General features: G+C 54.7%; 25 protein-coding genes and 1 pseudogene. 16 read left to right on the top strand and 10 right to left on the bottom strand.

What is annotated here, in order from left to right; genetic code table 11:
- The first annotated feature begins 44 nt into the window (after nt 1–44).
- From RBR25_RS12290 to RBR25_RS12240, 11 genes and pseudogenes are all read left to right on the top strand, one after another.
- The gene (locus RBR25_RS12290) at nt 45–710 is read left to right on the top strand and encodes a precorrin-8X methylmutase (RefSeq protein ID WP_432819849.1); all 666 of its coding nucleotides are present in this window, start codon (nt 45–47) and stop codon (nt 708–710) included.
- Nucleotides 711–748: 38 nt separating this feature from the next.
- Nucleotides 749–1,537 (top strand): sirohydrochlorin cobaltochelatase, encoded by a 789-nt coding sequence (locus RBR25_RS12285; RefSeq protein ID WP_432819848.1) that lies wholly within the window; start codon nt 749–751, stop codon nt 1,535–1,537.
- Entirely contained in the window at nt 1,534–2,325 is a 792-nt protein-coding gene (cobI, locus tag RBR25_RS12280) for a precorrin-2 C(20)-methyltransferase (protein ID WP_432819847.1), read from the top strand. The genes RBR25_RS12285 and cobI (RBR25_RS12280) overlap by 4 nt, the downstream gene beginning before the upstream one ends.
- Nucleotides 2,325–3,380, top strand: a complete 1,056-nt coding sequence (gene cbiD / locus RBR25_RS12275) for a cobalt-precorrin-5B (C(1))-methyltransferase CbiD (protein ID WP_432819846.1) — start codon at nt 2,325–2,327, stop codon at nt 3,378–3,380. The genes cobI (RBR25_RS12280) and cbiD overlap by 1 nt, the downstream gene beginning before the upstream one ends.
- Nucleotides 3,377–4,009: a precorrin-6y C5,15-methyltransferase (decarboxylating) subunit CbiE gene (cbiE, locus tag RBR25_RS12270; protein WP_432819845.1), complete on the top strand. Its 633-nt coding sequence runs from the start codon at nt 3,377–3,379 to the stop codon at nt 4,007–4,009. Before cbiD ends, cbiE begins: the two co-directional genes overlap by 4 nt.
- Nucleotides 4,006–4,731 carry a precorrin-2 C(20)-methyltransferase gene (cobI, locus tag RBR25_RS12265; protein ID WP_432819844.1) on the top strand — a complete coding sequence of 242 codons (726 nt, stop codon included), beginning with the start codon at nt 4,006–4,008 and terminating at the stop codon, nt 4,729–4,731. Before cbiE ends, cobI (RBR25_RS12265) begins: the two co-directional genes overlap by 4 nt.
- Nucleotides 4,728–5,486, top strand: coding sequence for a precorrin-4 C(11)-methyltransferase (gene cobM / locus RBR25_RS12260; protein ID WP_432819843.1), 759 nt, complete (start codon nt 4,728–4,730; stop codon nt 5,484–5,486). The genes cobI (RBR25_RS12265) and cobM overlap by 4 nt, the downstream gene beginning before the upstream one ends.
- Nucleotides 5,483–6,262, top strand: coding sequence for a cobalamin biosynthesis protein (locus RBR25_RS12255; RefSeq protein ID WP_432819842.1), 780 nt, complete (start codon nt 5,483–5,485; stop codon nt 6,260–6,262). The genes cobM and RBR25_RS12255 overlap by 4 nt, the downstream gene beginning before the upstream one ends.
- Nucleotides 6,175–6,966 (top strand): precorrin-3B C(17)-methyltransferase, encoded by a 792-nt coding sequence (gene cobJ, locus RBR25_RS12250; RefSeq protein WP_432819841.1) that lies wholly within the window; start codon nt 6,175–6,177, stop codon nt 6,964–6,966. The genes RBR25_RS12255 and cobJ overlap by 88 nt, the downstream gene beginning before the upstream one ends.
- A complete protein-coding gene (gene cobK, locus RBR25_RS12245) occupies nt 6,963–7,751 on the top strand; it encodes a precorrin-6A reductase (protein WP_432819840.1) in 789 nt (262 codons plus the stop codon). Before cobJ ends, cobK begins: the two co-directional genes overlap by 4 nt.
- A gap of 75 nt (nt 7,752–7,826) precedes the next feature.
- Nucleotides 7,827–9,186: pseudogene (locus tag RBR25_RS12240) on the top strand (IS1182 family transposase).
- A gap of 166 nt (nt 9,187–9,352) precedes the next feature.
- On the opposite strand, the gene feoB reads toward RBR25_RS12240, so the two are convergent.
- The 10 genes from feoB to RBR25_RS12190 form a co-directional block, all read right to left on the bottom strand.
- Nucleotides 9,353–11,827, bottom strand: coding sequence for a ferrous iron transport protein B (feoB, locus tag RBR25_RS12235; RefSeq protein ID WP_432819839.1), 2,475 nt, complete (start codon nt 11,825–11,827; stop codon nt 9,353–9,355).
- Nucleotides 11,828–11,830: 3 nt separating this feature from the next.
- On the bottom strand, nt 11,831–12,049 hold the full coding sequence (locus RBR25_RS12230; RefSeq protein ID WP_432819838.1) for a FeoA family protein: 219 nt from the start codon (nt 12,047–12,049) through the stop codon (nt 11,831–11,833).
- Nucleotides 12,050–12,460: 411 nt separating this feature from the next.
- Entirely contained in the window at nt 12,461–12,829 is a 369-nt protein-coding gene (locus RBR25_RS12225) for a response regulator (protein WP_432819837.1), read from the bottom strand.
- Nucleotides 12,830–13,102: 273 nt separating this feature from the next.
- Nucleotides 13,103–13,900: an FmdE family protein gene (locus tag RBR25_RS12220; protein WP_432819836.1), complete on the bottom strand. Its 798-nt coding sequence runs from the start codon at nt 13,898–13,900 to the stop codon at nt 13,103–13,105.
- Nucleotides 13,897–14,214 carry a hypothetical protein gene (locus RBR25_RS12215; RefSeq protein ID WP_432819835.1) on the bottom strand — a complete coding sequence of 106 codons (318 nt, stop codon included), beginning with the start codon at nt 14,212–14,214 and terminating at the stop codon, nt 13,897–13,899. The genes RBR25_RS12220 and RBR25_RS12215 overlap by 4 nt, the downstream gene beginning before the upstream one ends.
- Complete coding sequence (locus RBR25_RS12210) at nt 14,211–14,471, bottom strand: hypothetical protein (protein WP_432819834.1); 261 nt, start codon at nt 14,469–14,471, stop codon at nt 14,211–14,213. The genes RBR25_RS12215 and RBR25_RS12210 overlap by 4 nt, the downstream gene beginning before the upstream one ends.
- 125 nt (nt 14,472–14,596) lie before the next feature.
- Nucleotides 14,597–16,495: a TonB-dependent receptor plug domain-containing protein gene (locus RBR25_RS12205; protein WP_432819833.1), complete on the bottom strand. Its 1,899-nt coding sequence runs from the start codon at nt 16,493–16,495 to the stop codon at nt 14,597–14,599.
- A 331-nt stretch (nt 16,496–16,826) separates the two neighbouring features.
- Nucleotides 16,827–17,474: a TonB family protein gene (locus tag RBR25_RS12200; protein WP_432819832.1), complete on the bottom strand. Its 648-nt coding sequence runs from the start codon at nt 17,472–17,474 to the stop codon at nt 16,827–16,829.
- A gap of 118 nt (nt 17,475–17,592) precedes the next feature.
- Nucleotides 17,593–18,000, bottom strand: coding sequence for an ExbD/TolR family protein (locus RBR25_RS12195; RefSeq protein ID WP_432819831.1), 408 nt, complete (start codon nt 17,998–18,000; stop codon nt 17,593–17,595).
- Nucleotides 17,990–18,685, bottom strand: a complete 696-nt coding sequence (locus RBR25_RS12190; protein WP_432819830.1) for a MotA/TolQ/ExbB proton channel family protein — start codon at nt 18,683–18,685, stop codon at nt 17,990–17,992. The genes RBR25_RS12195 and RBR25_RS12190 overlap by 11 nt, the downstream gene beginning before the upstream one ends.
- A 1,196-nt stretch (nt 18,686–19,881) precedes the next feature.
- Here RBR25_RS12190 and rfaD point away from each other — a divergent pair.
- The 5 genes from rfaD (at nt 19,882) to RBR25_RS12165 (ending at nt 25,507) form a co-directional block, all read left to right on the top strand.
- Entirely contained in the window at nt 19,882–20,865 is a 984-nt protein-coding gene (rfaD, locus tag RBR25_RS12185; RefSeq protein WP_432819829.1) for an ADP-glyceromanno-heptose 6-epimerase, read from the top strand.
- Nucleotides 20,866–21,625: 760 nt separating this feature from the next.
- Nucleotides 21,626–22,318, top strand: coding sequence for a DUF3793 family protein (locus RBR25_RS12180; protein ID WP_432819828.1), 693 nt, complete (start codon nt 21,626–21,628; stop codon nt 22,316–22,318).
- Between the two features lie 44 nt (nt 22,319–22,362).
- Nucleotides 22,363–22,659 carry a DUF2325 domain-containing protein gene (locus RBR25_RS12175; RefSeq protein WP_432819827.1) on the top strand — a complete coding sequence of 99 codons (297 nt, stop codon included), beginning with the start codon at nt 22,363–22,365 and terminating at the stop codon, nt 22,657–22,659.
- An 85-nt stretch (nt 22,660–22,744) separates the two neighbouring features.
- Nucleotides 22,745–23,488, top strand: a complete 744-nt coding sequence (locus tag RBR25_RS12170) for a Crp/Fnr family transcriptional regulator (protein WP_432819826.1) — start codon at nt 22,745–22,747, stop codon at nt 23,486–23,488.
- A 201-nt stretch (nt 23,489–23,689) separates the two neighbouring features.
- Nucleotides 23,690–25,507: a TonB-dependent receptor plug domain-containing protein gene (locus tag RBR25_RS12165; RefSeq protein ID WP_432819825.1), complete on the top strand. Its 1,818-nt coding sequence runs from the start codon at nt 23,690–23,692 to the stop codon at nt 25,505–25,507.
- Nucleotides 25,508–25,591 lie beyond the last annotated feature (84 nt).

Here is a 25,591-nt window from a genome sequence, read left to right as displayed (position 1 = left end):
CTAATTCACAAAACCTTATATAACCGTGACGAAAAGGGAAAACAGTGAACGACAGACCATTGATTTATCAGCTGCTCGACAACCCCTTAAGCGGAGCGGAGATCGAGGAGCGTTCCTTTAGCTGCATCGATACCGAGGCGCCCGCGCATGATTTTTCCGCTGAAGAATGGCAGGTCGTGCGCCGGTTGATTCATACGACGGCCGATTTCGCCATGGCCGAACTGATCCGCTTTTCCCCACAAGCAATCCGTTCCGCATGCACGGCGCTGAAACAGGGCGCAGCGATTTATGTCGACAGCAACATGATCCGCTCCGGACTGTCCCTGCCCCGCTTGCAGCAACTCAATCGAGGATATAGTCGCGAGGCGATCCTCTGTCATGTAGCCGATGAGGACGTCGCGGAAGAAGCGAAGGAAACCGGCCTTCCACGCTCTCTGTTCGCCATCCGCAAGGCCGGGAAACAACTCGATGGCGGTATCGTGCTGATCGGCAATGCGCCGGTTGCTTTGCTGGAATTGAACCGCATGGCCGTTGAGGAAAACATTCGCCCGGCACTGGTGATCGGCATGCCGGTCGGTTTTGTCCATGTCTTGGAAAGTAAGGAGGAACTGATGGATACAGGCCTGCCTTATATCGTGCTGAGCGGGCGACGCGGCGGCAGCCCTCTGGCTGTAGCTGCCCTGCATGCACTCTGCGGCATTGCCGCTTAAACAATCAGACCGACGAGAAATCCGTGGAGAATAAACCTATGAGTACCCCGAATCCCGCCGCTGCCGCCAAACCGACCATCGTCCTTGTTGCCTTCGGAACCTCCGTCGACTCAGCCCGCAGAGTTTTCGATAACATCTATGTCCATGCTTGCCGACGCTATCCTAAATACGACATCCAGTGGGCCTTTACCTCGCGGGTAATCATCCATAAACTGAAGCAGCTCGGTATCACAACCCGTTATGTTGGCGAAGTGGTGGATGAATTACGCAGCGAGGGGGTCAGCAAGATAGCTTTTCAAAGTTTGCACGTGGTCCCCGGCCAGGAATACCGGCGCGTACTCGATCTTGACCTGAGCGGACTACAGGTGGCCTATGGGAACGCCCTGATGACCAGTGACGAAGATGTCGAAACGGTCATCACAGCGCTTGCCTCGCAAATCGATGCGACTCAGCCGACGGTCTTGGTCGCCCATGGGAACGATCATCATCCAGAATTCAACGAACGCCTGCTGACTCTGGCCGAAAAAATCGAACAACGTTATCCCCGGTTGGTGGTTGCCAGTGTCGAAGGGGACCCAGGTACCGAACCGCTTGAAAAGATCAAACCATTGGCTGCAGAGCATGGCTCCGTACGTTTCGTTCCGCTGATGATCGTTGCCGGCGATCACGTCCTCAACGATGTGATGGGAGATGATGAAGGCAGTTGGAAAAACATCATCTCGGCCAATCATGCCGAATGCGTCCCTTCACTGGGCTGGAACAAGTCCATCCTGGAAATTTACTTCGCCCATCTCGATAAAGTGCTGGCGCAGTTGGAAAGCCGATGAACAGAGATATTCGTTTCGCGAAAGAGAGGCCGTCACAACAGTCAGCTGAATCCTTCGCCCTAGCCGGGCACTTTTACGCCGTTGGTGTCGGACCTGGAGACAGTGATTTACTGACGTTACGGGCAGCGCGGCTGATAGAATCTGCAGATGTCATTTTAGCGCCGCAATCGCAAAAATCAACGCATAGTCTGGCTCTGAACGCGGCAAAGCCCTTCCTCAGCGGGCAGGAACTCGTTGTGACGCGCTACCCGATGCAACGCGACAGCAGCGCAACCCAGGCGCACTGGCGGAAGATCGCAGAGGATGTCGCGCGCCGCTGCAGCGACGGGCAGGCTGTGGTGCAGATCACCCTGGGGGATCCTCTGGTTTTCGCTACCAGTTCCTGCCTGACCGAAGCTCTGGCGGATAAACTCAATCCTGAGCAAATTCATCTGGTGCCGGGCATCAGCGCATTTCAACTGGTGGCAAGCTGCTTCCAGCGTCCTTTGGCCCTGCAGGAGGATCGCCTGCTGATCATGTCGGCGACCGATCTTGAGGCCGTTGAACAGGCTCTAGACCAATGCGAAACCCTGGTGCTGTTCAAGGCTGCCGGAAATCTGCCGGCGTTGCTGGAGTTGTTGCGCAAACATGACCTGCTGCAGCGGGCCAGCCTGGTTAGCGCCGGAGGACAGGGGAAACAGGAGCTACAGATCGCCGATCTGAGCCGCTGGGAGCCGAACGAACTCGGCTATATGACCACCATGATCATTCACCTCGGACAGCGTCCCTGGCAGGAGCAGTCAAGCTGATGAAATGGGGGATCACCACCGGATCCTGCGCAGCGCTGGCGGCCAAAGCGGCAGCCCTGAAACTGGTCGAGGGAGTCGAACCGGGTGAGGTTGAAATCCCCTTGCCGGATGGTGATCGTCTGATCCATGCCGTGCGAATTCTGGACGCCGACGCTGAAACGGCACGCGCGATTACCGTAAAATATGCCGGTGACGATCCGGATGTGACTGATGGCAACGATGTTATTGTCCAGATCCGTTACAATCAGATGGACGCGGTGCGTTTCTTTGCCGGGCCCGGCGTGGGAACGGTCACCAAGCCCGGCTTGGCCGTTCCCCCAGGAGAGCCGGCCATCAACCCCGGACCAAGAAACATGATCGTGCAGGCTCTCGCTGAAGTCAGCCCGCGCGGTTTCGACGTCACGGTTTCGATCCCGGCCGGACAGGAGTTGGCGCGGAAAACCTTTAATCCCCGCCTGGGGATCGTTGGTGGCATCTCGATCCTCGGGACCACTGGGCGGGTGAGGCCGTTCAGTGCCCCAGCTCTGCGAGATGCACTCAAATGCGCCCTCGACATCGCTGCCGCCGCCAAACTGAAAGATCTGGTTCTGGTCCCCGGCAACATGGGACACAAGGCGGCATTGCAACACTTTAGCGTCAATGCGGAACAGGTTATTGATGTCAGCAACGAATGGGGCTTCGTGCTCGGAGAGGTAGAGAAGTATTCCGTTAAACATGTTCTCATTGTCGGCCATTCGGGCAAACTCGGCAAACTTGCCATGGAGCAGTGGCAAACGCATTCGGCGCAATCGCAAAGTGCGGTTCCCTATATCGCTGCCTTGGGGAAACAGCTCTCCTTGACAGTGAGCAGCGAAATCAATACGGTCGAGGAATTGTTCATGAGCGCGCTGCAAAGGCCGGAACGGAACCGGCTTGGTGATCTGCTGGCAGAGCGGATTCACAGTAAAATCAGTGCTTGCTATCCAGGTATCCAGTCACTGGCGCTGGTGTTGATCAATCTGCAGGGAGAGATTCTCGGTCGCCGTGGAGACTTCTCCACCTGGAGCAAAACATGAACCCAATCCACATTGTCGGCTGCGGACCAGGGCATCCCGATTACCTGAACCCCGTGGCAACAAAAATCATCGATCAAGCTGAACTGCTGGTGGGAACGGAGCACCTGCTCGCCCTGTTTCCACCCGGTACAGAGAGCAGAATCGTCGTGGAAGGGTCGATGAACAGGGTGCTCGACCAATTTGAAAAACTGACCGACCAGCGTGTCTGTATCCTGGTCAGCGGTGATCCCGGTCTGTTCAGCCTGGCACGACTGGTTATCGAACGGTTCGGGCGTGACAATTGCCGGGTCATCCCCGGGATCAGTTCCCTGCAATTGGCCTGTGCCCGGCTGATGCTGCGCTGGGACAATCTGCTTATTCTCAGTGCTCACGGCCACCTGCCGGAAATCAGCAGTGAGCGACTAGCCGACTCAGACAAGACAGCCATTTTAGCGGGTTGCAGTCAGGCGGTTGCCTGGGTTGCCGAGCAGTGGGATAAACTGCCGGAGAATTATATGGTCGTCAGTTGCGAAAACCTCTCCCTGAAGAATGAACGCATCCACTATTTTGCGGACAGCACCGAGCTGAGGATGACGGAGCTGCCGTCGCGGACGATCCTGTTCCTGCTCAAAGAAGGACTTTTGGGATGAATTCGGGCACTTTTCATGCCGTCGGACTGGGGCCGGGAGATCCGGATCTACTGACCCTGCGGGCTGTCAACCTGTTGCGCCTGGCGACGCTGGTCTATGTTCCCTTTTCCCGCCTGACCAGTCAGACATGGGTGGAAGAGGCTGTCAGGCGGTATGCGGGGCAGGACTGCATGATCTTCAAGGTTGAATTCTCTCTCGGGGAAAGCTCGGCCACGCGACAACGGCACTGGCAGGCAACGGCACGGCAGATCATAGAGCGACTGCGTCGAGGTGAAGATGCCCTGTTCGTAACGCTGGGAGATCCTCTGCTTTTCTCCACCGCGATCTACCTGATCAGAGCGCTGCGCAAGCAATGGCCGGACATTCCCATCGACATCGTTCCAGGGGTCAGTGCCTATGCGCATTGCGCCGCTTTGACCTCTTTTGCCGTCGGGGAGGGAACCTTGCCGGTCACCATTATTCCCAGCGTCACTGCTCTGGCAGAGGTTCAAACAGCCATCGAACGAGGCGGAACCCTGGTGTTGATGAAGATCGGCCGCCATCTGCCGCAGATCATCAATCTCTTGGAGGACAAAGGACTGATCGAACACTCTGTTTTTGTCGCGCGAGCCGGGTTGCCGGAGCAACATGTTGAGATCGATCTGCGCAACCTGCGCGGAGCCGAGGCAAAGACTGGCAACCTGGCGATTATCCTTGTTCACAACCAAAATGGAGAACAATGAAAGTTTATTTTGTCGGTGCCGGCCCCGGGGATCCGGAGTTGCTGACACTCAAGGCACAGCGTTTATTGAAAAGCTGCAAGTACTGTATTTATGCCGGTTCTCTTGTCAGTCCCGATGTTGTCACTGAGTGTGCTGAAACAACCAAACTTTACGATTCTGCGGGGATGACTCTGGAAGAGATGGAGGAGGTCTTCATTCAGGCCAGAGATGAGCAGGAAGATCTGGTCCGACTGCATACCGGCGACCCTTCGATCTACGGTGCCATCCGCGAGCAGATGAACAGTCTTGATCGCCTCGGCATTGACTATGAGGTTGTTCCGGGGGTTAGTTCTTTTCAGGCCGCAGCTGCTGCACTGAGTACCGAACTGACGGCACCGGAAGTTTCGCAAACGATCATCTTAAGCCGTACCTCCGGACGGACCCCGATGCCTGAAAAGGAAAAACTGGAGGTGCTGGCTCAAAGTCGTTCGACCCTGTGTCTGTTTCTTTCCGTCCATAAAATGGACGAAGTGGCCAAAAATCTGGCGCGCTTTTATGGCGAAGAGTGCCCGGCAGCCATTGTTTTTCACGCCTCATGGCCTGACCAGCAGATTGTTCGCGGAACGCTCAAGGATATCGCCGCCAAAGTTGCAACGGCAGCTATTCGCAAAACCGCGATGATCGTTGTGGGTCAGGCATTGTCACGTGATATCCCGGTCTCAAAACTCTACCATCGTCATTTCACCCATGGTTATCGTCAGGGGGAAGGTCAATGAGACTCGCTGCGATCACTTTCTCGTCACAGGGGTTGAAAATCTGCCGCCAACTGCAACAGGACATGGCCCAGCTAGAGATCTATCTTCATGATTCTGTGAATGCTGAAGACGTGATCTCTTTTTCACGCGTGATGGAGTTGACTCCCCGGCTTTTCCCGAAGTTTGATGGACTGATCTATATCGCTCCCTGCGGTGTTGTCGTTCGTTCCTTAACCGGTTGTCCGGACAGTAAATACAAGGATCCGGCAATCGTCGTCGCGGATGTCGGAGGGCGTCATGTTATCAGTCTGCTCAGCGGGCACGAAGGGGGTGCTAATGCGTTGGCTATTCGGATCGCTAACATCATCGATGCTAAACCGGTCATCACCACGACCACAGAAGCGGTTAAAGATCTGATCGTCGGCGTCGGTTGTCGGCGCGGAAAAGAATCGCAAGCGATCATCGCTGCCGTTGAGAAGGTACTCGCTGACCGTCAGCTCGCTATAGACCGGGTTCGTTATATTGCAACCGCCAGTGTCAAAGCGGATGAAGCAGGCCTTATAGCAGCCGCTGAACAGCTTGATATTCCTCTGCGGATCATCCCGGGAGACGCGATCCGCGCATGCCATTTTGATTTTAGCAGCTCTGAATTCGTTGAGCGGAATGTCGGCTTGCCCGCCGTTGCTGAACCGGCGGCACTGCTGGCTGGATGGAGGACATCATTAATCGTACAAAAGCAGGCTCTGGACGGGATCACCGTCGCAGTGGCCAGGGAAAACTGTTCGTCATTGGCATAGGCCCCGGCAATCCGCTGGATCGGACCCGGCGTGCCGAGCAGTCTATCGCCGCCTGTTCGCTGGTTGTCGGCTACACCCCTTATGTTGACTCTCTCGCCGATCTCTACTCCGACCAGGAGCTGTACACGTCCGGCATGCGCCAGGAACTGCAACGCTGCCGTTATGCCTTGGAACAGGCGGCCCAAGGACGAAACGTAGCGCTGGTGTCCTCTGGCGATGCCGGGATTTATGGCATGGCCGGGCTGGCCATGGAGATTGCCGCAGCTCAAAAGATCGAGATTCCCATCGAAGTGGTTCCGGGTGTGACTGCCGCCTCAGCAGCAGCTGCGCGGCTGGGTGCACCGCTGATGCTCGATTCAGCCATCATCAGTCTGAGCGACCTGCTGATCTCCTGGGGAACGATTGTCAAACGCTTGGAAGCGGTCGCCGCCGCCGACATGGTTGTTTCCCTGTACAACCCGCGCAGCAAAAAGCGGGTTCTGCAACTGGAACAGGCTGCCGAGATTTTCCTGCGTCATCGGCCTGAAACCACACCGGTCGGCATAGTTACTTCTATCGGAGAGGGAACGGAGACCCTAGTTTTCAGTGACCTGGGACACTTTCTTGGTGAGAAGATCGGGATGAGTTCGCTGGTGATCATCGGCAACAGCACGACCTGCTTGATTGGCAGGCGGATGGTCACGCCGCGGGGCTATGGATTGTGATTCTGCTGTTCGGCGGCACTGGAGAAACAGCTGAGCTAGCAACCGCCCTGGCCAGCTTGGGCCAACCGGTACTGGTGTCGACAGCGACGGATGTGCCACTGAATGTAGGCAGCCACCCGTTGATCGAACATATTCGTGGTCGACTGGATGAGATCGCCATGCTGGCCTTGGTGAAAAAGATGGCCATCCGGCTGCTTGTTGATGCTGGGCACCCTTTTGCGGAACAACTTCATACAACCGTTGCCCAAGTCGCCAGTTTGACGCGTATTCCCTGTCTCTGTTACCGGCGCGCCTCCCTGAGTGCTTCTGGACAGGGGCTATATTATGTGGACAGTCACGAAGAGGCAGCCAAGCTCGCAGCGTCCTTCGACAAAACGATCTTGCTGACCACCGGCTCACGCAACCTTGAACCTTATGTTGCAACAACAAAAGCGCGCAGTCTTCCCCTGTACGCCAGAGTGCTTCCCCATGCCGAGTCAGAGGCGGCCTGCGAAGCAGCAGGGCTTGCGAAAAAGGCGTGCATTTTCGCGCGTGGTCCCTTCAGCGTCGAGCAGAACCGTGATCTGCTGCGCCGACTTGGAATCGGCGTAATGGTCAGTAAAGACAGCGGTATCTGCGGCGGGGTCGAAGAAAAACTTAAAGCGGCCGCAACGGAAGAAGTTATGGTGGTGATGATCCGGCAGCCTGATTCGGTTCATAATGGATGTCATACCTTTACCAAAGCAGCCAGTTTGCTGGTAGAGGCTGAGCTTTTGTTATCCAAGCTTAACCCCTCCCGCCCCTAGCAGTCTGTCGGACTTTTGGTCCGTAAAATGATAAACTCGCCGGGAGTTGAAAATCCCTGCGAAGGTGACGTTTCCATGAGTGATATCTTCCGCCAAGTTGATCGAGACACGCTCTTCCTGCTGCCGCCATCGATGGAGGATTGGCTGCCCGAAGGGCATCTGGCCCGATTTGTGGTCGAGATCGTCGGACAGCTCGACCTGACCGCGATCAAATCTGCCTATGCCGGTCGCGGTTCCAAGGCCCATCATCCCGAGATCTTGCTGGCGCTGTTGTTCTACGGCTATGCAACGGGGGTTTTCTCCAGCCGTAAACTGGAGCAAGCGACCTATGATTCCGTCGCTTTTCGCTATATCGCCGCAAACGATCATCCCGACCACGACACCATTTCGACGTTTCGCAAGCGGTTTCTCTCCTTGCTGGAACCGCTGTTTGTTCAGATTCTCCTGATCGCCCAGCAGATGGGCTGCCTGAAGCTCGGCAAAGTCAGTCTCGACGGCACCAAGATCAAGGCCAATGCCTCCAAGCATCGGGCTCTGAGTTGGAAATACGCCGTCCAGCTCGAGGCTCAGCTCAAGGCTGAAGTCAAAGAGCTGTTACAACAGGCCGAAGAGGCCGATAACAGCGAGTTGCCGGACGGTCTGGACATCCCCGCCGAACTGAAGCGTCGCGAAGAACGCCTGAGCGCCATCGCTCAAGCCAAGGCTGAAATCGAACGCCGGGCCGCGGAACATCACGCCGAGGAGCAGGCCGAGTACGAAAACAAACTGGCCGAACGCAAGGCGAAAGAACGAGCCACCGGCAAGAAGCCCGGCGGCAAACAGCCCAAGCAGCCCGTTCCGAGGCCGAGGGACAAAGACCAAGTCAATCTCACCGATGACGAATCACGGATCATGCCGGTCTCCGGTGGTGGCTTTGAGCAGTGCTACAACGCTTAAGGCCAGTGTCGATATTGAAACCATGCTAATTGTTGGCCAACACCTCAGCCAGAACCCCAATGACAAACTGGAAATCGCACCCGCCCTTGAAGCATTAAAAACCCTCCCCGCTCAACTGGGGACGGTGAACAGCCTGCTGGCCGATGCCGGGTACTTCAGCCAAGCCAACGTCGAGAGCTGCCAGGGAGAACAAATTCTTCCCTTCATCAGCGCCCATCGCGACAAACATTACCCGAGTATTAAAGAGCGTTTCTCCGAACCTGCCCCCTTAGCCGAGACCGCCGATGCGGTCGAAACGATGAAGTATCGGTTACAGACTCAGGCGGGCCGAACTCTTTATGCCAAACGAAAATGCACGGTCGAGCCGGTGTTCGGCCTCATCAAGGCAGTCATGGGATTCCGTCAGTTCCTCCTTCGCGGGGTGGAATCCGTTCGCGGTGAATGGAACCTGGTATGCATGGCCTGGAATCTGAAGCGGTTACATGCCCTAATGGCCTAAAACCGGCCGGGGCTTCTGTTTTTGTCGTCAAAACGACGAGTTAAAAGTCAATTTGAGCAGTCGGACAAGACTGCCAATGATGATTTTCATCATCAACGGTCCTGCCGATCCGAGGCAACTTGGCTTAGACCGGCAGGCTCCTAGATTTGCGCATGACTTGGACCTTCTAATGTTGAGTGTGATTCTGTTTGCTGCTGAAAAAACCCATGAACAGAGTAAATGTTAAGGCCATGCCGTAAAAGCCAAACATGGCTTGCAACCCGGAAAGACCCAGAGCACGACCGAGAGAAAAGACCAGTGAGGCGATAGTGATACCCAGCAGCATCGGATAGCAGATGGAAAACAGCATCCATTTCACCGAACCGGACTGGAGTTTGACCGCCATGGCGGTGGCCAGACAGGGAGGATAAAGCACCATGAACAACATCAAGGACAGGGCGTGCAGGGGGGTAAACCCCGCTTCACTTTTGGCCATACGTTCTTCGAGGGTTTCACCATCGCTTTGCTGCTCGTAAAGAGCGCCCAAGGTGGCAACGCTGCTTTCCTTAGCCGCCAGAGAGCTCAGTAGGGCAACATTGACCCGCCAGTTGAACCCAGCCCACTGGGTGGCGGGCTCCAGCCACTTGCCGGCCATACCCAGAAAGCTGCGGTCGATGCGCTCCTTGCGCATCGACCGCAACAAACCCTTGCGTTCTTTGACCAGTTTTTTAAGGGCCCGGTTGACCTTTTTCGCCTCTCTGTCCTCATTCGGCTGCACCAGTTGGAAAAAAAGTGGGTTGCGTACCTCGAATTCGGCGTTTAGACCGGCAACTGCGGCGGAGCTTTTGGCAATCATCCTCTTGTCTTTATAAGACTCCCAATAGCGCACCAGATCCATCAGCCCGTCTCCAGCGAGGGCTTCGGCATAAGGCGTGTTGCGGTTTATTTTTGCGAAGTCCGCTACCGCCTCGTCTTTCCGGCTATGGTAATAAGCCATGCGTTCGGCGCCGATGCCCGGAAATTGCAGCAGAACAAAAATGACCACTGCAACCGCGACGACGATGGTAGTGATCTTACGTATAAACAGCCAGACCCGCTCGAAGGCGCGACCCAGGACTCCGCGCAGGGAGGGGATGTGATAGGGTGGCATCTCCATGACAAATGGAGAGGTTCCTTTGTCCCGAAGCACGGTCATTGTGAGCAGCTTGGAGACCGGCAGCACCAGCAGCAAGCTGATGGTGGAAATGAAAAACATGGCCAAGCCCTTGTGAGCAGCAAAATAGATGTTGATCAACAGAACGTAGAGAGGCACCTTGGCCAGGCAGTTGAGCAGCGGAATGATCAGGATGGTGGCCATCCGCGAACGCTCATCGGGAATCCCTTTGCAGGACATAACCCCCGGCACCGCACATCCACCGACATAGATGCCGCCCAGCACCATGGGCAGGGTGGACTGGCCGTGCAAGCCGTAGCGGCTGAACAGCCGATCCATGATAAAGGCCATGCGGGGCATGTAACCACTGTCTTCCAATATGGCGATGAGACCGAACAGGATAAAAAATATAGGGATGTAATTGAGCAGAGCGTTGGCGCTGTCCACTACCCACAAAGTAAAAGAGCAAATCAGGGGGATCTCTATAAAACCCGGTTCAGGAAGCAGCGCTTCGGCCAGCATGCGCAGCTTGGCCAGAATGGGCCAAGTGTAGTTGGTGACATGATAACCCTGAACTATGGCCAGATAGTAGAGCAGCCAGATAACACCCACCATGACGACTGGGCCAAACACGCGGTGGCAGATCAGGCTGTCTATTCTATCCGACAGCGGCCTTTTGGCATCGACCGGAAGGGTCAGGCAGGTTTTGGCGATGGTTTCCGCCGTCTGGTAGCGGTGCCGAGCAATATGCATCTCCGGCTTTTCGCTTTGCTCTTTCTCAAAGGCCACCCGCGACGATTCGATAAAGCCGATCAGCCCGTCAGCGGTGGTCAAATTGCCGCGAAGCACCTGCAGAACCTCGCTGTCGCCTTCCATAAGCTTGATGGCCAGCCAGCGCAGCGGATAACGTTCCGCCAGGCTGCTCTCCGTCGACAGTCGCTCGATGATGTCCCGCAACAATGGTTCCATTTCGCCATAGTCGATATGCAGAGTCGAAACCGGCCGGAGCGCCGCCACCGTTCTCACGATGGCGTCACGCATCTCCTGTTTGCCCCGCCCACACTTCATGCAGGTAGGCACCACCGGAATGCCCAACTGGCGGGAGAGCGCATCGACGTCGATTTTCATGTCGCGGTTGCGAAGGACATCCATCATGTTGAGATTGAGAATGACCGGTATCTCCATCTCCAGCAACTGAACGGTCAAGTAGAGACAGCGCTTGAGATTGGAGGCGTCTATGACGTTGACTGTAACCGATGGCTTTTCAAGGAGGATGAAGTCCCGCGATACCCGCTCTTCGGGAGAGTAGGAGGTCAGGCTGTAGGTGCCCGGCAGGTCCACCACCTCGACCTTGCGACCGTCATGGCTGTACCAGCCGGTCATCTTGTCCACCGTGACGCCAGGGTAATTCGCCACATGCTGGCTGGCTCCGGTCAAGGCGTTGAACACCGTGGACTTGCCGCAATTGGGTTGACCGGCTAGGGCCACCAGGGTTTTGTCGCTATCCACATCTCACCCCACCTCCACGAATCGGGCCTCGTCGTGTCGCAAACTGACGTAATAGCCCTCTATTTGCACTTCCATCGGGTCATTGAGGGGGGCATTGCGGATAACTTTCAAATTCTGACCGGGATAAACGCCCATGTCCATCAGCCGCTGCCCCAGTTTATCCCAAGCCGAGATCTTTTTGATGATGCCTTCGCTGCCCGGTTTCAACTGATCCAATGTCATACAGAATCTCCTTTCGCATGCCCTGTCGCATTGGGCGAGCCTTAAGGGCTCTTCGCCACCCGACGCCGGGCTGCTACGGCATCCTCGGGCCGATTGACATTGCGGTTACCGTATCGCCTGCCGACGATTAGTTGAGCAAACATGTGTCACAACCTGCTGAAAATAAAAAATTTTTGTGTTTTACCATGAATAAAGTTGGGCTAGTGATATTAAAAATAATATTCAATATCGTAAATGCAGGTGGGAATGAGAGCCAAGATATTTGTGGCCGGCCATAACCATAATAGCAAACTTGATTTTTACGAGAAGCGATATTGTTCCGGTGAATTAATCAGGACGTTTGTTGTTAAATTACCATTTTCATAAAAGGAGTTTCTTGATCCAATGGGTTAACCAAGAAATTGTTCTGGCCTATGATCCATCGAAAACGGCTTGGCGGATCTGAGTAATTGATGCAGGTTTTCGCAAAACTGTTACTTTCTGCATTTCGAGGAAAAGACGATAGTCGGGGCGCAGAGAAGCAGTCAAAAAAATATATTTTCCTCTCGGAGCGACCCCAAGACGAAGAGCCTGTATATACATATCGATGCCGTCCATGATTGGCAGGTCGATTTCGGAAATAACTGCATCGAAGGTTTTCCTGCGGAGATGGTCCAATCCCTGTCGGCCATCTGATGCAATATCCACTTCGGCCTCATATAGCAAAATGCTCCTGATCAAATCGGACAGAGCAGGGTCTTCTTCGACAACCAGAACCTTAGGTTGACCGAGTGTCGACACGAGGCGATGCTTTTCCAAGGGCTGCGGCCCACGGGGGGGGAGTAACCAAAAATTCATGGATAGCCTGCAAATGGTTTGGGATTTTCATTTTGGCCCTGGCGTAGGGTGAATTATCGTCTTTGACATTGAAAAGGGACTCTCGGCAAGCCTGATCATTTCTAAAACGACGATCGAGCTCAACCTCATTCTTGGAGAAAGCTTCAAACATGGCCATCCTCCTTCTGATGGCAAGAAGCCAGCGTATCGCTGCACAGTGACAGATTATGTCTCCGGCTAAATCTCTGGAGTGAAGTGGGTAACCAGATTCTTTTTTTCTTCCTGCCGCATTTTTCGGATATTTTTGTCCTGTTCCCCGGGAAGAACGGTTCCCCATAGGATCATTTTGTAAGGCTCCGGCTGGCCGAACAGTTCGTCCGCTGGTACATGTGGGAATTCCAAGAGAATCTTCTTCATATACCTGTGCAGCCTGTCCGATTCTTCGTTGGTGATGGTCTTGTCTTTCTGTTTCTGTTTGAGTAGATAGAAGTCGGCGGGAAAATTTTCCGGAAGCAACTTTATTTCCACAGCCTGGCAGGTCGATTTTTTCATCAGAAGGAAATCGAATCCGTCACGTGATTTTCCCATATTCACGGGAGGCCAGGTCTTTTTCGCCGGGTTGTCACCTTTCATGACGAGATCGATGAAATCCTTGACCCCAGCCGCCGACGTTCTTGAGGTGATGAGAAGGTCGTCCCTGTCGGGTGTTTCCCCAGGGGAAAGCCGTTCAATGCCGTACTGCACCGCCCGATAGGCGATCGTCACGCCCGGACATTCATGCCCATGAAAGGCGAAGGCCCGTTCGAGCGTTATGCACTGCTCCTTGCCGTCGACCTTCAGTTTTATGGGAGAGACCGACGGTTTCCGTATCATAACACCGTGTTTCTCGTGGCATGCCATGCAGTCTCCAGCCAGTACTTGCTCCGGCGATATCATGAGTACGGCGAGCAGAACCAAAAGACCGAAAAGCGGCGTCATCCTTGAAAAAAAGAAATTTAGTCTCATCACTTTGCTTGTTTTTTTCGGCATTTTCATTGAATATCCTTTTCGTTGATTTTCACCACATGTCCGGGGCCAGCATCAAAAACAAACACGAAAGGCAACTCCGGTTTCTTGAAGGTGTATTCGCCAATCGCATCCATTTCCCCTTTCAGAAGTACTTTTCCTACGACGTCTTCAACGCGCGCCTCCATGCCGACCGCCGCCGACCCGTCGGAAAAACCACCTTCGCAGGTTATCGTGTCGTCCCCGTTGTCGAAACAGGAGCACAACGGCGAATGGGCGATCGCCTGTCCCCCCATGAAAAATCCTGCCGCGAGCGCGATACCTAACAAAAGTCCCTTTTTCATAAGCTTCTTTTCCCTTTCCTGTGTTTTGATCCGTTCACAATTTCATCGATGCCGTACCGTTTGTTCAAAAAATTTCCCACATAGACAAGATGGGCTGGAAGCTTTTCTCCCTTTATCTTGTCCTGTATGGTTGCGAGCGTCCCATGGACGATTCGTTCCTTTCCCCTGTATCCCGCGTTGATGACAATAGCGACAGGGTTATCCGTCGGGTAGTAACGCTGGAGATTTTCCGCTATTTCGTCGATATCCAGATGCATGGTGAAGAAAACCGTGCCGGTTCGCGCTTGCGCCAGGGTATAGATGTCAAGGCCGTTGCTGAGTGTTAGCTGTTCATATTAGCCATTCGATCCCGCCAGGCGGGGTCGTAAGTATCTGTTACAATTCAGTAGTCGAAGGAAATCCCGGCATACCAGAACATCGGATCCAAATCCGTGCCGACATTGAAAACGTTATCCACTCCGGTAAAAACCTTCAGCTGCCGGGTGATGTTTCTGGCCGCATAGGCGTCGACCAGCAGAACGTCATCCTCCATTTCGTCGGTATAGTAGCGTTCACCCATGTAGTTGAGCCGGATGTTCGCCGCCCATCCAGCACTCGGCTGGCAATAGCTCAGCTTAAGGCTGCCCTTGTAGTCCGGGCGACCCTCTAGATCCTTGCCCGTGTCCTTGTCTTCGGTGTCTAGGTAGGTCATGTTGCCTGCCATCGCGAAACCGTAGGGCAGCTTCAGACGGCCCTCGAACTCGACGCCCTCCATAGTTGCCTCGGAAATGTTCTGGTAGCGGTAATAATCCTTGCGGTTTTGTTTCATGCCGGTGGAGGCATAGTAGACGGCGTCGATGAGATCGTCGAATTCGTTGCGGAACCACATGAGGCGCCCCTGAAAGGGACCATACTCCCCTTCGATACCGGCCTCGTAGCTGTCCGAGATTTCTGGATCGAGATTCCGGTTGGGCTCATAGATTTCCCGGCCCCTTCGCATGTAGGTTGGGACATACAGTTCCATGAAACCAGGCGCACGAAACCCCCGGCCGTAGGATGCCTTCAGCCGGAGATTGTCCATCAAGTGGTAGGCCGCGGATGCGCGGGGCGTCCATTCGGAGGCAAAATCGGAATGATGGTCCCAGCGGCAACCGAGTACCAAGTAGAGGGGATCGATGATCTGGTACTCGTCTTGGGCGTAGACGCTGAGATTCTGGACGTCGTCGTCCAGACTGGCGTCGTCCTTACGGCCTTCGACGCGGTATTCGCTGCCCACCGTCACTAGGTGACGGTCGAAAAACAGTCCGCTGATCCGGCTCTCGACCTGGTCCAGCCACCGTTCGGAATTGGATTCGTCGCCGATGGTGCCGGGGATCATGGAAGTCGCAGGATCGATATCGATATCGTTTTTCTGCTCCGAGTGGTTCCAACGCAGCATGGTTGAAAATCGGTCCAACTGGCCGTCATATTGAAGAAACCCGTTCCACCGCTCGTCATCGACCATTCGCTCCCGGTCCATGTTTTCGAGATCCCGCAGGCCCTCAGTTTCCAGTTCCGTGGTTTCGAAACCCGCTAGTAGCGCATGACCTTCGCCGAGGCTGAAGGTAAAGCGGCCGCCGGCCGATTCCAACTTGAACGTGTCGCTGTCCTGTGGCGTGACGTTGTCGCGGTCAAAACCGTTGCGCTTCTGGTAGCCGCCCGCGAGAAACGTACCGAAGCGCTCCGAGGACTTGCCAACATAGCCGCGCCCGATGGTTTCCTCGCCCTCATGGTAGCTGTTCTGACCGTACTGGGCCGTGGCGCCCAAGGCCAGGTTACGCGTGGGCTGGCGGGTGATGATGTTGATCACGCCGCCGATGGCGTCACTACCGTACAGGGCCGAGGCCGGACCCCGCACTACCTCGATATGATGGATCAAGTCCACGGGCACCTGCTCCAGACCGAGCAGGTCCTTGAAACCCGCAGCCAACCGACGACCGTCGATCAGCACCAAGGTATGTTTGTCGCCCGTGCCGCGGATGCTCGGCCGCATCTGGCGCCCCGTTTCCGTTGTCACCACCAGGCTGGCGGCCTCATCCAGCGCTTCGGCCACGGTTTGCGCGTTCATTTCCTCAATTTCCCGGGTGCTGATGACTTCAATCGCCCCCGGCGCGTCCTTCATGATCTTTTCCGTCATAGTGGCGGTGACCACCATCTCCTCGGCATCGAACACCTCCCGGTCGTCGCGAATCTCGTCGGCCCCGGCCCGACCCGCCAGCATCACGACGAAAAGCAGGCTCATCATTGCAAAAGCATTCCTCATCAGCTGTCTCCTGCATGGTGATTTTGTTCGTATCTATTGGAAAGATTGTCTTGTGGAACCTCCTTCCTTCCAGACCATTTCAATAACGAGATTATAAGATCGGGCGCAATTAATCCGTGACCTAGATCACGAAAATGAATATCGATTTCATTTTCTAGTAACTATTCAGCACGAAACTTGGAAAAAGTTCTCCTGATTAACGACTCACTTCCCCTGCGGGGGCGTGAGTCGTTAATCAGGTTGTGGAAAAAAACTTGTCCAGATACGCGCCATAAAAAACACCAGGACCACGCTATCCTTGGTCGTTTTGGCCGATGGCCGGGAGCTACTTTCATTCCAGCAGCCGGTAAGTGATTGGAACCCGTATCCTGAATTCCTTATCGAATAGCAACCCCCGGGGGTTGAATTTCTTTTTGACCTGTTCCATGGTGCCCTTCGCCGCCTTTTCGAATATCGCGCTACTGGCCGATTCCACCTCGAAACCGGTGATCGCCCCGTGGCGGTCGACTTCGATCGTCATGCAGGCTTGGCCCTCGAGATTCATACGCCGGGCGTTGTAAGGATAATATTTCTCTTCGCCGATCAGAGCGGTCAACTGCTGCAGGAGCTTGCGTTTTCCATCTACTTGGCCAGCTTGGATAACGGATGTCTTTGGCTTCGGTGGCGAAAGGACGGGCACCTCGGCCATCTCCGTTTCAGTCTGCGCGGATCCCTCAGGCTTGCTATTCAAAAGAGCGGGTTCGTTGTCCAGCGGCTTCGGTTCAGGTTCTGGCTGCGGATGCGGCTTGGGCTCAGGTTGCTGTTCAGGTTGTTGCTCTGGTTGCGGCTTGGGCTTGGGCTTGGGCTTGGGCTTGGGCTTGGGCTTGGGCTTGGGCTTGGGCTTGGGCTTGGGCTTGGGCTTAGGCTTGGTTAGGGTCGGCGTGCTGGGTGCGGGGACCAACGGCTTTACCTGGCACAGCTGCAGACGCACGGCGCTCATGTCCACCTGCCGCACCGGAGGCGGCGGGTCGCTACGCAGCGGGGCAGCCGCCAAGCAAAAAGCGAGCGTCAGGTGAATGACCAGCGAAGCCCCCAGACCGACCTTGCGGCACCGGCTCTCAGTCCGATTGGTTCTCGCCGGCTGTCGTGACAATGATATCCTCCCGCTTACGGGTCTTGACCTGGTCGATGATGCGGATGAAGGGTTCGAAGGGGGCTTTTTTATCTACTTGAAAATTGACTGCTGATCCGGGGTGACGGTCAAGGATGGTAAGCAGATCCTCCAGGGATTGCGGTCCGCCCTCGGCATGATACTTTCCAGTGGCGTCGATGGAGATCACGAGCCAGTCCTTTTTCGGTTGAGCGGCCTGGGCATGGTCCACGGTGGGAAGGTCGACTTCGATACCCGGCTTGACGAAAACCGTCGACAGCACGAAGAAGATCAGCAGCATGAATACGACATCGATCAGCGGTGTCAGATCGATGCCGTCCTCTTCGGACGGGTCGTTGAACAGATCAAAGGACATCTTGCGCCTTCCCCTTGATGGCCGTGGGAGCGCCAACCGGGTACCGGGGCTGCTTTTCCACATCGGCGAACAGCGTGTTTTTAAGCGAGAGGGTGGTACCGTTCTGCTCTTCGAGAGCTTTAATGGTCTGATAGCCGAATTCGACGGCTTCGATGCGGAATCCTTTCAGCTTCAGGTTGAGGTCGTAATAGAAATAAAGGCAGGGCACTGCCACACACAGGCCCATGATGGTGGTCAGCAGGGCTTCCCAGATGCCACCAGCGAGCAGTGCCGGTTCTGGGGATGTCTTTTCCGCCAACACGTGAAACACCCGGACCATCCCCAGCACTGTGCCAAGTAGGCCCAGCAGGGGCGCGGTGACGGAAATCAGACGCACGTATGTTATATGCCGTTGCACCTTTTCGAAATTGCGATGAAACAAGTAAGCGACTTCGGCCCGCAGGTCCTCGGAATGGGCGGCGTGGGCGTGGCGGATGTTGTAGACGATGTTGATCAGTGGGTTGGCCAGGTTCCAGCCATTATCATTCACCACTTTTTTGCCGTTGTGCAACTTGTCCATAAAACGTCGGAATTCCCGTCCGGTCAGAAACAGAAACACCCGCGTTTTGATGCTGATATACAGGCCGTACACCGACATACCCGCCAGCACCACGCCCAATGGCCCGGCTTTGCCGAAAAACTCCATGATTGCCGTTGTCCCAAGCATAAAATAGGGCACCTTTCCTTCGGGCCCCGGGGGATGTTCCTCCCACAGCCCGCCAAATCAGCTGGTTGCAGCCTGCCGACTGTTCAATCGGATCGCAAAACAATCGTGATTGCCTTTTTATTCCATTGCGATTGCGGGGTCGGTGATTTGTGTCACGAAATTGAAAATTATTTTCACTATCTATGGATTTGCCCTGATCCAGACGGTGTTGCGGTGAAGGAAGCTGTTGTTTTCCGATTTGAACAGTGTCCGGAAATCGCAATAGCTTGGTGGCGGGTCAACATCTCCTGAAGCGCCTCAACCATTCGTTGCTTGCCTGCGGTGGATTCGAAAAGAACGGTTCGGAGCGGGATCTTTTCTATCGTACAGAAAATCAGTTCCGCAGCGGCGTCCAGATCCTGCACGCGGTAGTCGAAGTGTTCGGTGCGCAGAAATATCACGAGGGTGCCAATCAGACGTTTTCCCCTTCGAAACATTGCTGTCTCGGAAGGTATCCGCCATTTTTATGCTGGGACCGATTTCGGTGGGATTTTCACGGCGGAGCGGAGACCATGCATTTTAGGACCGCGCCTTGCCGGTTATGCCTCTGTCCCGAGAGGCGCGTTGTTTTGGAAAGATTTGTGTCCGCTGCAGGTTCCTTTTGCCGATCTGGTAGTAGGCTTCATGGCAGGATGTTGCCGCCATTTTCCCGGACAATATGTCCCGGACCGCCATCCAGGATCACGGTGAAGGGTGTCTGTGGCTTTCTGAAGGTATATTCGCCGTCCGGGCCGAAAACGCCCTCGTACAGGACCTTGCCATCCTTTGTTGTCTCCCGGATCGCAGAGCCCTCGGCGGAAGAGCCGTCGGAATATTCGGCGGAGCAGACAATGTGCCCTGCTCTTCGGCGAAGCAGGCCATGTAAGGGGTGTGCGCCCAACCTGCAGATGCACAGAACAGCAGCCCGCCGAATACCGGTCGAACTTCCCCGATTTTAAAAAAATCGACGTCCATAATTCCTCCGTGACGGGACTTGTTATTCGGCGAAGGTCCACCGTGCTCACTTTTGACTAGTTTTGGCCCAAAACACTTCAAGACCGATAGACTGTTGGACAATAACAATTGTCACGAAACGAAACTATGGTAAGGTATTCGGCGCCAAAAGGCAGTGGCATCAGTTGAAAAGGAGAGTATAGATGGTCGTCATAACCGGTGGCGCCGGCATGATCGGCAGCGCCATTATCTATGAACTGAATCGGCGGGGCCGGGACGACATCCTGGTGGTGGATCATCTCGGCACCGGAGAGAAGTGGAAAAACCTGCGCGCCCTGCGGTTTCGGGATTATCTGGAGAAGGAAGTTTTTCTCAGGCAGGTTTCCACTGGAGAGGTCTTTGGCGGGCAGCGGATCGAGTCGATCCTGCATTTGGGGGCCTGCTCCGCCACTACGGAGCGGGACGCCACCTATCTGGTCGAAAACAACTTTGCCTATTCCAAGCAGCTTGCCTGCTTTGCGGCGAAAAACGGCATCCGCTTCATCTACGCCTCCAGCGCTGCCACCTACGGCGACGGCTGCCGGGGATTTCTGGACGACGAAACCGCGCTGGAAACCTTGCGGCCGCTCAACATGTACGGCTATTCCAAGCATCTTTTTGATCTTTGGATCAGGGACAACGGGTTGATGGAGAATATGGTCGGCTTGAAATACTTCAACGTCTTCGGGCCGAACGAGCATCACAAGGGCAATATGCGCTCAGTGGTCCTCAAGGCGTATGAGCAGATACTCACCACTGGCACGCTCCGGCTCTTCAAATCCAACCGGAACGATTACGCCGACGGCGAACAGCTACGCGATTTCATCTACGTGAAAGACGCCGCCGCTATGACCCTGCATTTTCTGGACAAACCACACATTGGTGGCATTTTCAACATCGGTGGCGGCGAAGCAAACAGCTGGAATCGGCTGGCTGCCGCGGTTTTCAACGCCCTGAATCGGTCAATCGCCATCGAATACATCGACATGCCGACGGAGATCGGCGACACTTACCAGTACTACACTCGCGCAGACATCACCAAATTGCGTCGGTCCGGTTATGATCGTGCGATAACGGTACTCGAATCCTCAGTGGCGGACTATGTGACAAACTATTTGCTGCCGGGAAAACACCTCGGAGACCAGTAGGCTGGCATCGCTGTTGGAAGCCGGGTGGTCGGACCTTACGTCAGGCGCTTGTCAATCAATCCTTCTAGGAGTCTGTCAAACTTTCCCGATTTTTAAAAAATCGCCATCCACAATTCCTCTGTGATGGGACTTCTTATTCGACGAAGGGACCGTGCTTACTTTTGACTAGTTTTGGCCCAAAGCACTTCAAGACCCGACAGACTGCTAGCCGCTAGAGGCCGGCCCGAACACTGAACACAACGGCAAAGAATTGCCCTAGGACACTGCCATCTTGGTTCAAGCCCGGGGTATGAAGTAAACCTCTGTTCCATCGACCCGACCACACTCCGGGCGGCCCTATCAGCAGGGTTTCCCAGTTTGCTTGGCAGCGGAATGCACGGTCGCAACCACGGCGCATAGCCACGTGAAACGTGCATTGCCTGTCATCTCCTTTATCCCACCACCGCCCGCGGAGTCCTGCTTCGGGCCCGCCACCTCCCCTAGCACGATCGTTACTGAAATAGCCGACGGCCTAGCCATTGTGAAGCATGTTGCCGTTCTGCTGTCGTCCGCTGAGTGAGCGCATCCATTCGGTCAGCATGGAAAACGCTTTTTTTCTCTATTTGAAAATAATTTTCAATTTCGTAATTACAATCACCATATGATCCGTTTTTTTCTGGTAATGTCCATGCTCGTAGACAATTTCTAATTGAATTTGGTTTTCATTTTCTATTAGTATCGGGCAAAGTTTTTTGCATCAGATCATTTCAGGAGATCCTTCATGCAACCTGTTTCTCCGTTTCCCGCACCTGACCGCAGCCGCCGCTACCTGCCTCCGCTTTCCAAAACAGCGGAAAATCGAATGCGAAAAATTTCATGCTGCAACCGGCTGGGACTGACCACTGATTTCCCCGACGACCCGGATGCGCTGGTTGTCTTTCTGTCCCTGGAAGCCGCCGAAGTTCTGGCGGAAATCAAGCCGGCCAGCATAATCCGGCTCATTGATCGCCAACAGCCTTACGGCCGCAACCTGTCACTTCTCTGGCGTTCCTTCAGCGACTCCCGGCTGGCCGACAGCAAATTACAGACGATTTCACGCCGGGAAAACGGTGGTGGGAACCTCCTGCTCTTCTTCACTGAAAAGCAGCTGTACCGGCAATTGAGAGATCCTTCGGTACCGACATTTCTTCGACAACTGGGCCTATCCATCTGCTTCCGATCTACCAAGCACCCTGGCCGAACTGCAGCGCCGCTTCCACACCGATTCCGGCCTGCCCCACGAAATCGGCGTCTTTCTTGGCTATCTCTTGAAGAATGTGGCCGGCTACATAGAACACACCGGCCAACCCTGCAAAGGCTGCCAAGTACGGCGCATAGTGAACATTTTATAGATTGCCTTAACCGCATGACAGAGCATATGGGGACCACCCGTAAGATTATGTCTCTTCTTTGTACCGCCCCGACCACAGTTTGATCGGAAATGTACATTGAAAACCGCGACGAAAGGAATCATCTGCCATGTCCATCCCCAAGTCCATCCTGATTATCGGCGCAGACCGCATCGGCGCTCTTGTCCCCCGGCTTGAAAAACTAGGAACCAGCCGCATCACCCATTGGTCGGCACGCAATGACAAAACGGCCAAAAACATCATTCCCGCCCACATTGAGCTGGTGGTGTTCTTTACCGATTTCCTGAACCACACAGCCGCGCGCAAGCTCAAGTCACAGGTCAAGCAGTTGGGTCTACCGGCCCTCTATTGTCGCCGCTCCTGGAGCGAACTGGCCGACCAGATGAACCAGTTACCCTTGCAATAACAACCCTCCGGCGACCGCCTCTTGTCGTGCCATCCACGGCTCTCTTGTAATCGCATGACCATTTCGTATAGGAGGAAAATTTCATATGAAGGGCCCAGAACAAAGCACGAGTTGTCCATCGGACGTCGATAAACATTGGCTCCCCCCCGGCCTCCAGTTGGGCGACTGGCGCCAGGCGGCTGCAGCGCCGATCTTCTCCGGGCTGCCCGCCAACGTGATTATGGAGGCTCTCAAGTTCGGCCGCCTTCGCTGTTTTGGCAAAAGTCAGCAGGTCTTTTCGCCAGACTCTCGCCCTCAGGCTTTTTTGCTGGTTCTAAAAGGGCGAATCAGACTGTTTTATCTTGATCGGAACGGGGAAGAGCGGCCCATGCGCTTTGTCGGCCCCGGCGACCTGCTCTGTCCTCCCTTGGAGGCGGAGCCGCCCAAAACGCTGCAATCCGCTTTCGGCGAATCCGTGGAAAACCTGCGCCTACTGATGCTGCCCGCCGCCTGTTTCCTGCAAATGCTGCAAGATCACTTTCCCCTGGCCCGCAATCTCATCTCTCAGCTGGCGACATCCTTGGAACAGACCTGCCAGCAGGCCTGTCTGTGCCAGGCGCGCTCAGCGCCGGTTCTGGTTGCTCGCTATCTGATGGAACGCTTGCCGGAGCACCGGGACTCCATCAACCTGCGCCCGATCTGCATGACGGCTCAGGAAATGGGCATTGCCCGCGAGACCTTGTCCCGCGCCATCGCTGGCCTGTACAAACGCGGACTGATCAATTATTGCCGAGGCACGGTTATGGTGCTCGATCGCCCCGGCCTGAGGGACTTGGCCTCGAACCTGTGAAAACCTTCCGGCTCAATGGTCTGCATGGCTTTCCAAGCATGTCCCATAGATTCCAATGTAATGCATTCGTAAATCCGATTCGTCATGCCCGATAGAGTGTTCGGAAATAAACGATTTCAATGATTTACAGGTTTTATTCCCGACAAACATTGTCCCGGAAATGACTTTTTGCGAAATCATTAAAAAACCAAGGAGACTGCAATGTACTATAGATTCCTAATAAATAAACCTTTTGCAACGCTGTGTGCGGTAGCGCTGTTTACGTACATTTCTCCGTCCATTGCCACGGCGAAAGCGAAAAACCAAACGGATCAGTTGATACTGGACAAGATAATTATCTCCGCTACCAAGACGAAGCATACCCTTGGAGACGTTCCGGTAGATGCGGAGGTGATTACTCACGAAGAACTGGAAAAGAGACAAGTCAAAACAGTCCAAGAGGCGCTTAAATATCTGCCCGGGATCAAAATCAGCGAGACATCAAGCAGTTGGGGCGACAAAGGAAAAATCCAGATTCAGGGGCTCGACGAACGGCACACTCTGATCCTAGTGGACGGGCAGCGCTATCTGGGCGGTCACGGCGACGCGGCCGACCTGCAGTCCATTCCCCTCGACATGGTGGAGCGGATAGAAGTGGTGAAAGGCCCGGCCTCCGCCCTTTACGGCAGTGATGCCTTGGGAGGGGTGGTCAACATTATTACCAAAAGCGCTCCAAAGAAATATTCGCTCTCCCTCTCACCCTCCTTCGGCACCCGGGCCACGCAGATCCACGAGACAACGGCCGGGTTCGGCGCTGGTGGGTTCAGCAGTTTGCTGGGGTACACCTACCGGGAATCCAACGGGGTGAAGAAAGAGACGGACGAGTACCACGAACACCTCTTCCAAGGCAGCCTCGGGTATTCCTTCACGCCCGATTCGCAACTGACGGTCAAACCTTTTTTTTCCGAACACTTCATGGAATACGAATCGCGCAGGCAGAAGCGAGGCGGGGTCAATAGCCTGTGGGATTGGGCGCCAGACGAGGTGTCCAATCTGAAATTGCGGGGTTCCTATTTTAATTACCAGCACACCACAGGAAACCGAAACTCCGACTGGGAAACGGACAGCTATGAAGGAGAATTCACCTACAACCGGATGGTTTTCAACCGGCACATGCTGTCCGCGGGATATCAGTTCTTTAAAGAGGAAATTACCGATCATGGGAAGGGTTACGAGGCGGATCAGGATCTGCACAGTTTCTATATTCAAGACGAGATCGACATTCATCCTTTGGTGATCGTTCTCGGTACCAGAGTCGACTGCCATGACCGCTGGGGTACGGAGGTCAATCCCAAACTCAGCCTACTCTATGCCGTTACCGACAAGTTCAAGATACGCGCCTCGGTCGGCACAGCCTTCAAAGGTCCCAGTCTCGTGAAGCTGTACGGGGATTTATGGCGGATGGGGCCGTATGTGGTCTACTCCAATCCCAATCTGGATCCGGAAAAGTCGATCGGCTATCAACTCAGCTTCGAATATGCCTTTTCCGAACGGTTCTTGGCCAAACTCGCCCTATTCAAAAACGATATCGACGACCTCATCGACTCCTACACCGTACGCAGGGGAAAACCGCCCTTTGGCATGTACTGGCGGAACATCGACGAGGCAATAACCCAAGGGGCAGAGCTAAGCCTGACCGCCCGGGTCACGCAGGGGCTGACCGCGCGGGCGGGCTATAACTATCTGGATACCGAAGACAAGAACCTCCACAGGGAACTAACCTACCGTTCGCGGCACAAGACCTTCCTTGAACTTAATCAGCGATTTGCCGAAATTGGCCTGGATTTGAATTTCGCCGCCGAATACCGCGGATGGCGATATGACGACGACTATGAGCAGCTGGGCGGCTATTTTATCTGCAACCTAGCGGCCACCAAGGATATCGGCGACCATTTTCAAATATTTGCCAAGGCGGACAATATTCTGAATAAACGAAATATGATGCAATCGCGAAAAAAGCTCACGCGGCTTGAGGCATGAGCCAACCAATTCGGTTGTTGCCGGGCCGAAAGGCCTCGGCAAAATGTCGTAGATATCCCCGCAGCGGTCTTAATGGCTCTTTGA

This window comes from Trichloromonas sp., from assembly GCF_034006665.1.
Classification (GTDB): Bacteria; Desulfobacterota; Desulfuromonadia; order Desulfuromonadales; family Trichloromonadaceae; genus Trichloromonas.
The sequence above is the reverse complement of the archived record's forward strand: the minus strand, read 5'-3'. Positions and strand labels throughout refer to the sequence as shown.

Bases quoted from the DNA above. Each gene is read 5' to 3' on its own strand.
- RBR25_RS12210 (WP_432819834.1), bottom strand. From the start codon at position 14,471: ATGCATCTGGATATCGACGAAATAGCGGAAAATCTCCAGCGTTACTAC.
- RBR25_RS12255 (WP_432819842.1), top strand. From the start codon at position 5,483: ATGAGACTCGCTGCGATCACTTTCTCGTCACAGGGGTTGAAAATCTGC.
- RBR25_RS12170 (WP_432819826.1), top strand. From the start codon at position 22,745: ATGAAGGGCCCAGAACAAAGCACGAGTTGTCCATCGGACGTCGATAAA.
- cobI (WP_432819847.1), top strand. From the start codon at position 1,534: ATGAACAGAGATATTCGTTTCGCGAAAGAGAGGCCGTCACAACAGTCA.
- RBR25_RS12230 (WP_432819838.1), bottom strand. From the start codon at position 12,049: ATGACATTGGATCAGTTGAAACCGGGCAGCGAAGGCATCATCAAAAAG.
- cobI (WP_432819844.1), top strand. From the start codon at position 4,006: ATGAATTCGGGCACTTTTCATGCCGTCGGACTGGGGCCGGGAGATCCG.
- RBR25_RS12205 (WP_432819833.1), bottom strand. From the start codon at position 16,495: ATGAGGAATGCTTTTGCAATGATGAGCCTGCTTTTCGTCGTGATGCTG.
- RBR25_RS12165 (WP_432819825.1), top strand. From the start codon at position 23,690: ATGTACTATAGATTCCTAATAAATAAACCTTTTGCAACGCTGTGTGCG.
- RBR25_RS12180 (WP_432819828.1), top strand. From the start codon at position 21,626: ATGCAACCTGTTTCTCCGTTTCCCGCACCTGACCGCAGCCGCCGCTAC.
- cbiD (WP_432819846.1), top strand. From the start codon at position 2,325: ATGAAATGGGGGATCACCACCGGATCCTGCGCAGCGCTGGCGGCCAAA.
- RBR25_RS12200 (WP_432819832.1), bottom strand. From the start codon at position 17,474: ATGAGCGCCGTGCGTCTGCAGCTGTGCCAGGTAAAGCCGTTGGTCCCC.
- RBR25_RS12285 (WP_432819848.1), top strand. From the start codon at position 749: ATGAGTACCCCGAATCCCGCCGCTGCCGCCAAACCGACCATCGTCCTT.
- rfaD (WP_432819829.1), top strand. From the start codon at position 19,882: ATGGTCGTCATAACCGGTGGCGCCGGCATGATCGGCAGCGCCATTATC.
- cobJ (WP_432819841.1), top strand. From the start codon at position 6,175: ATGGAGGACATCATTAATCGTACAAAAGCAGGCTCTGGACGGGATCAC.
- RBR25_RS12220 (WP_432819836.1), bottom strand. From the start codon at position 13,900: ATGAAAATGCCGAAAAAAACAAGCAAAGTGATGAGACTAAATTTCTTT.
- RBR25_RS12190 (WP_432819830.1), bottom strand. From the start codon at position 18,685: ATGGAGTTTTTCGGCAAAGCCGGGCCATTGGGCGTGGTGCTGGCGGGT.
- RBR25_RS12215 (WP_432819835.1), bottom strand. From the start codon at position 14,214: ATGAAAAAGGGACTTTTGTTAGGTATCGCGCTCGCGGCAGGATTTTTC.
- RBR25_RS12195 (WP_432819831.1), bottom strand. From the start codon at position 18,000: ATGTCCTTTGATCTGTTCAACGACCCGTCCGAAGAGGACGGCATCGAT.
- cbiE (WP_432819845.1), top strand. From the start codon at position 3,377: ATGAACCCAATCCACATTGTCGGCTGCGGACCAGGGCATCCCGATTAC.
- cobM (WP_432819843.1), top strand. From the start codon at position 4,728: ATGAAAGTTTATTTTGTCGGTGCCGGCCCCGGGGATCCGGAGTTGCTG.
- RBR25_RS12175 (WP_432819827.1), top strand. From the start codon at position 22,363: ATGTCCATCCCCAAGTCCATCCTGATTATCGGCGCAGACCGCATCGGC.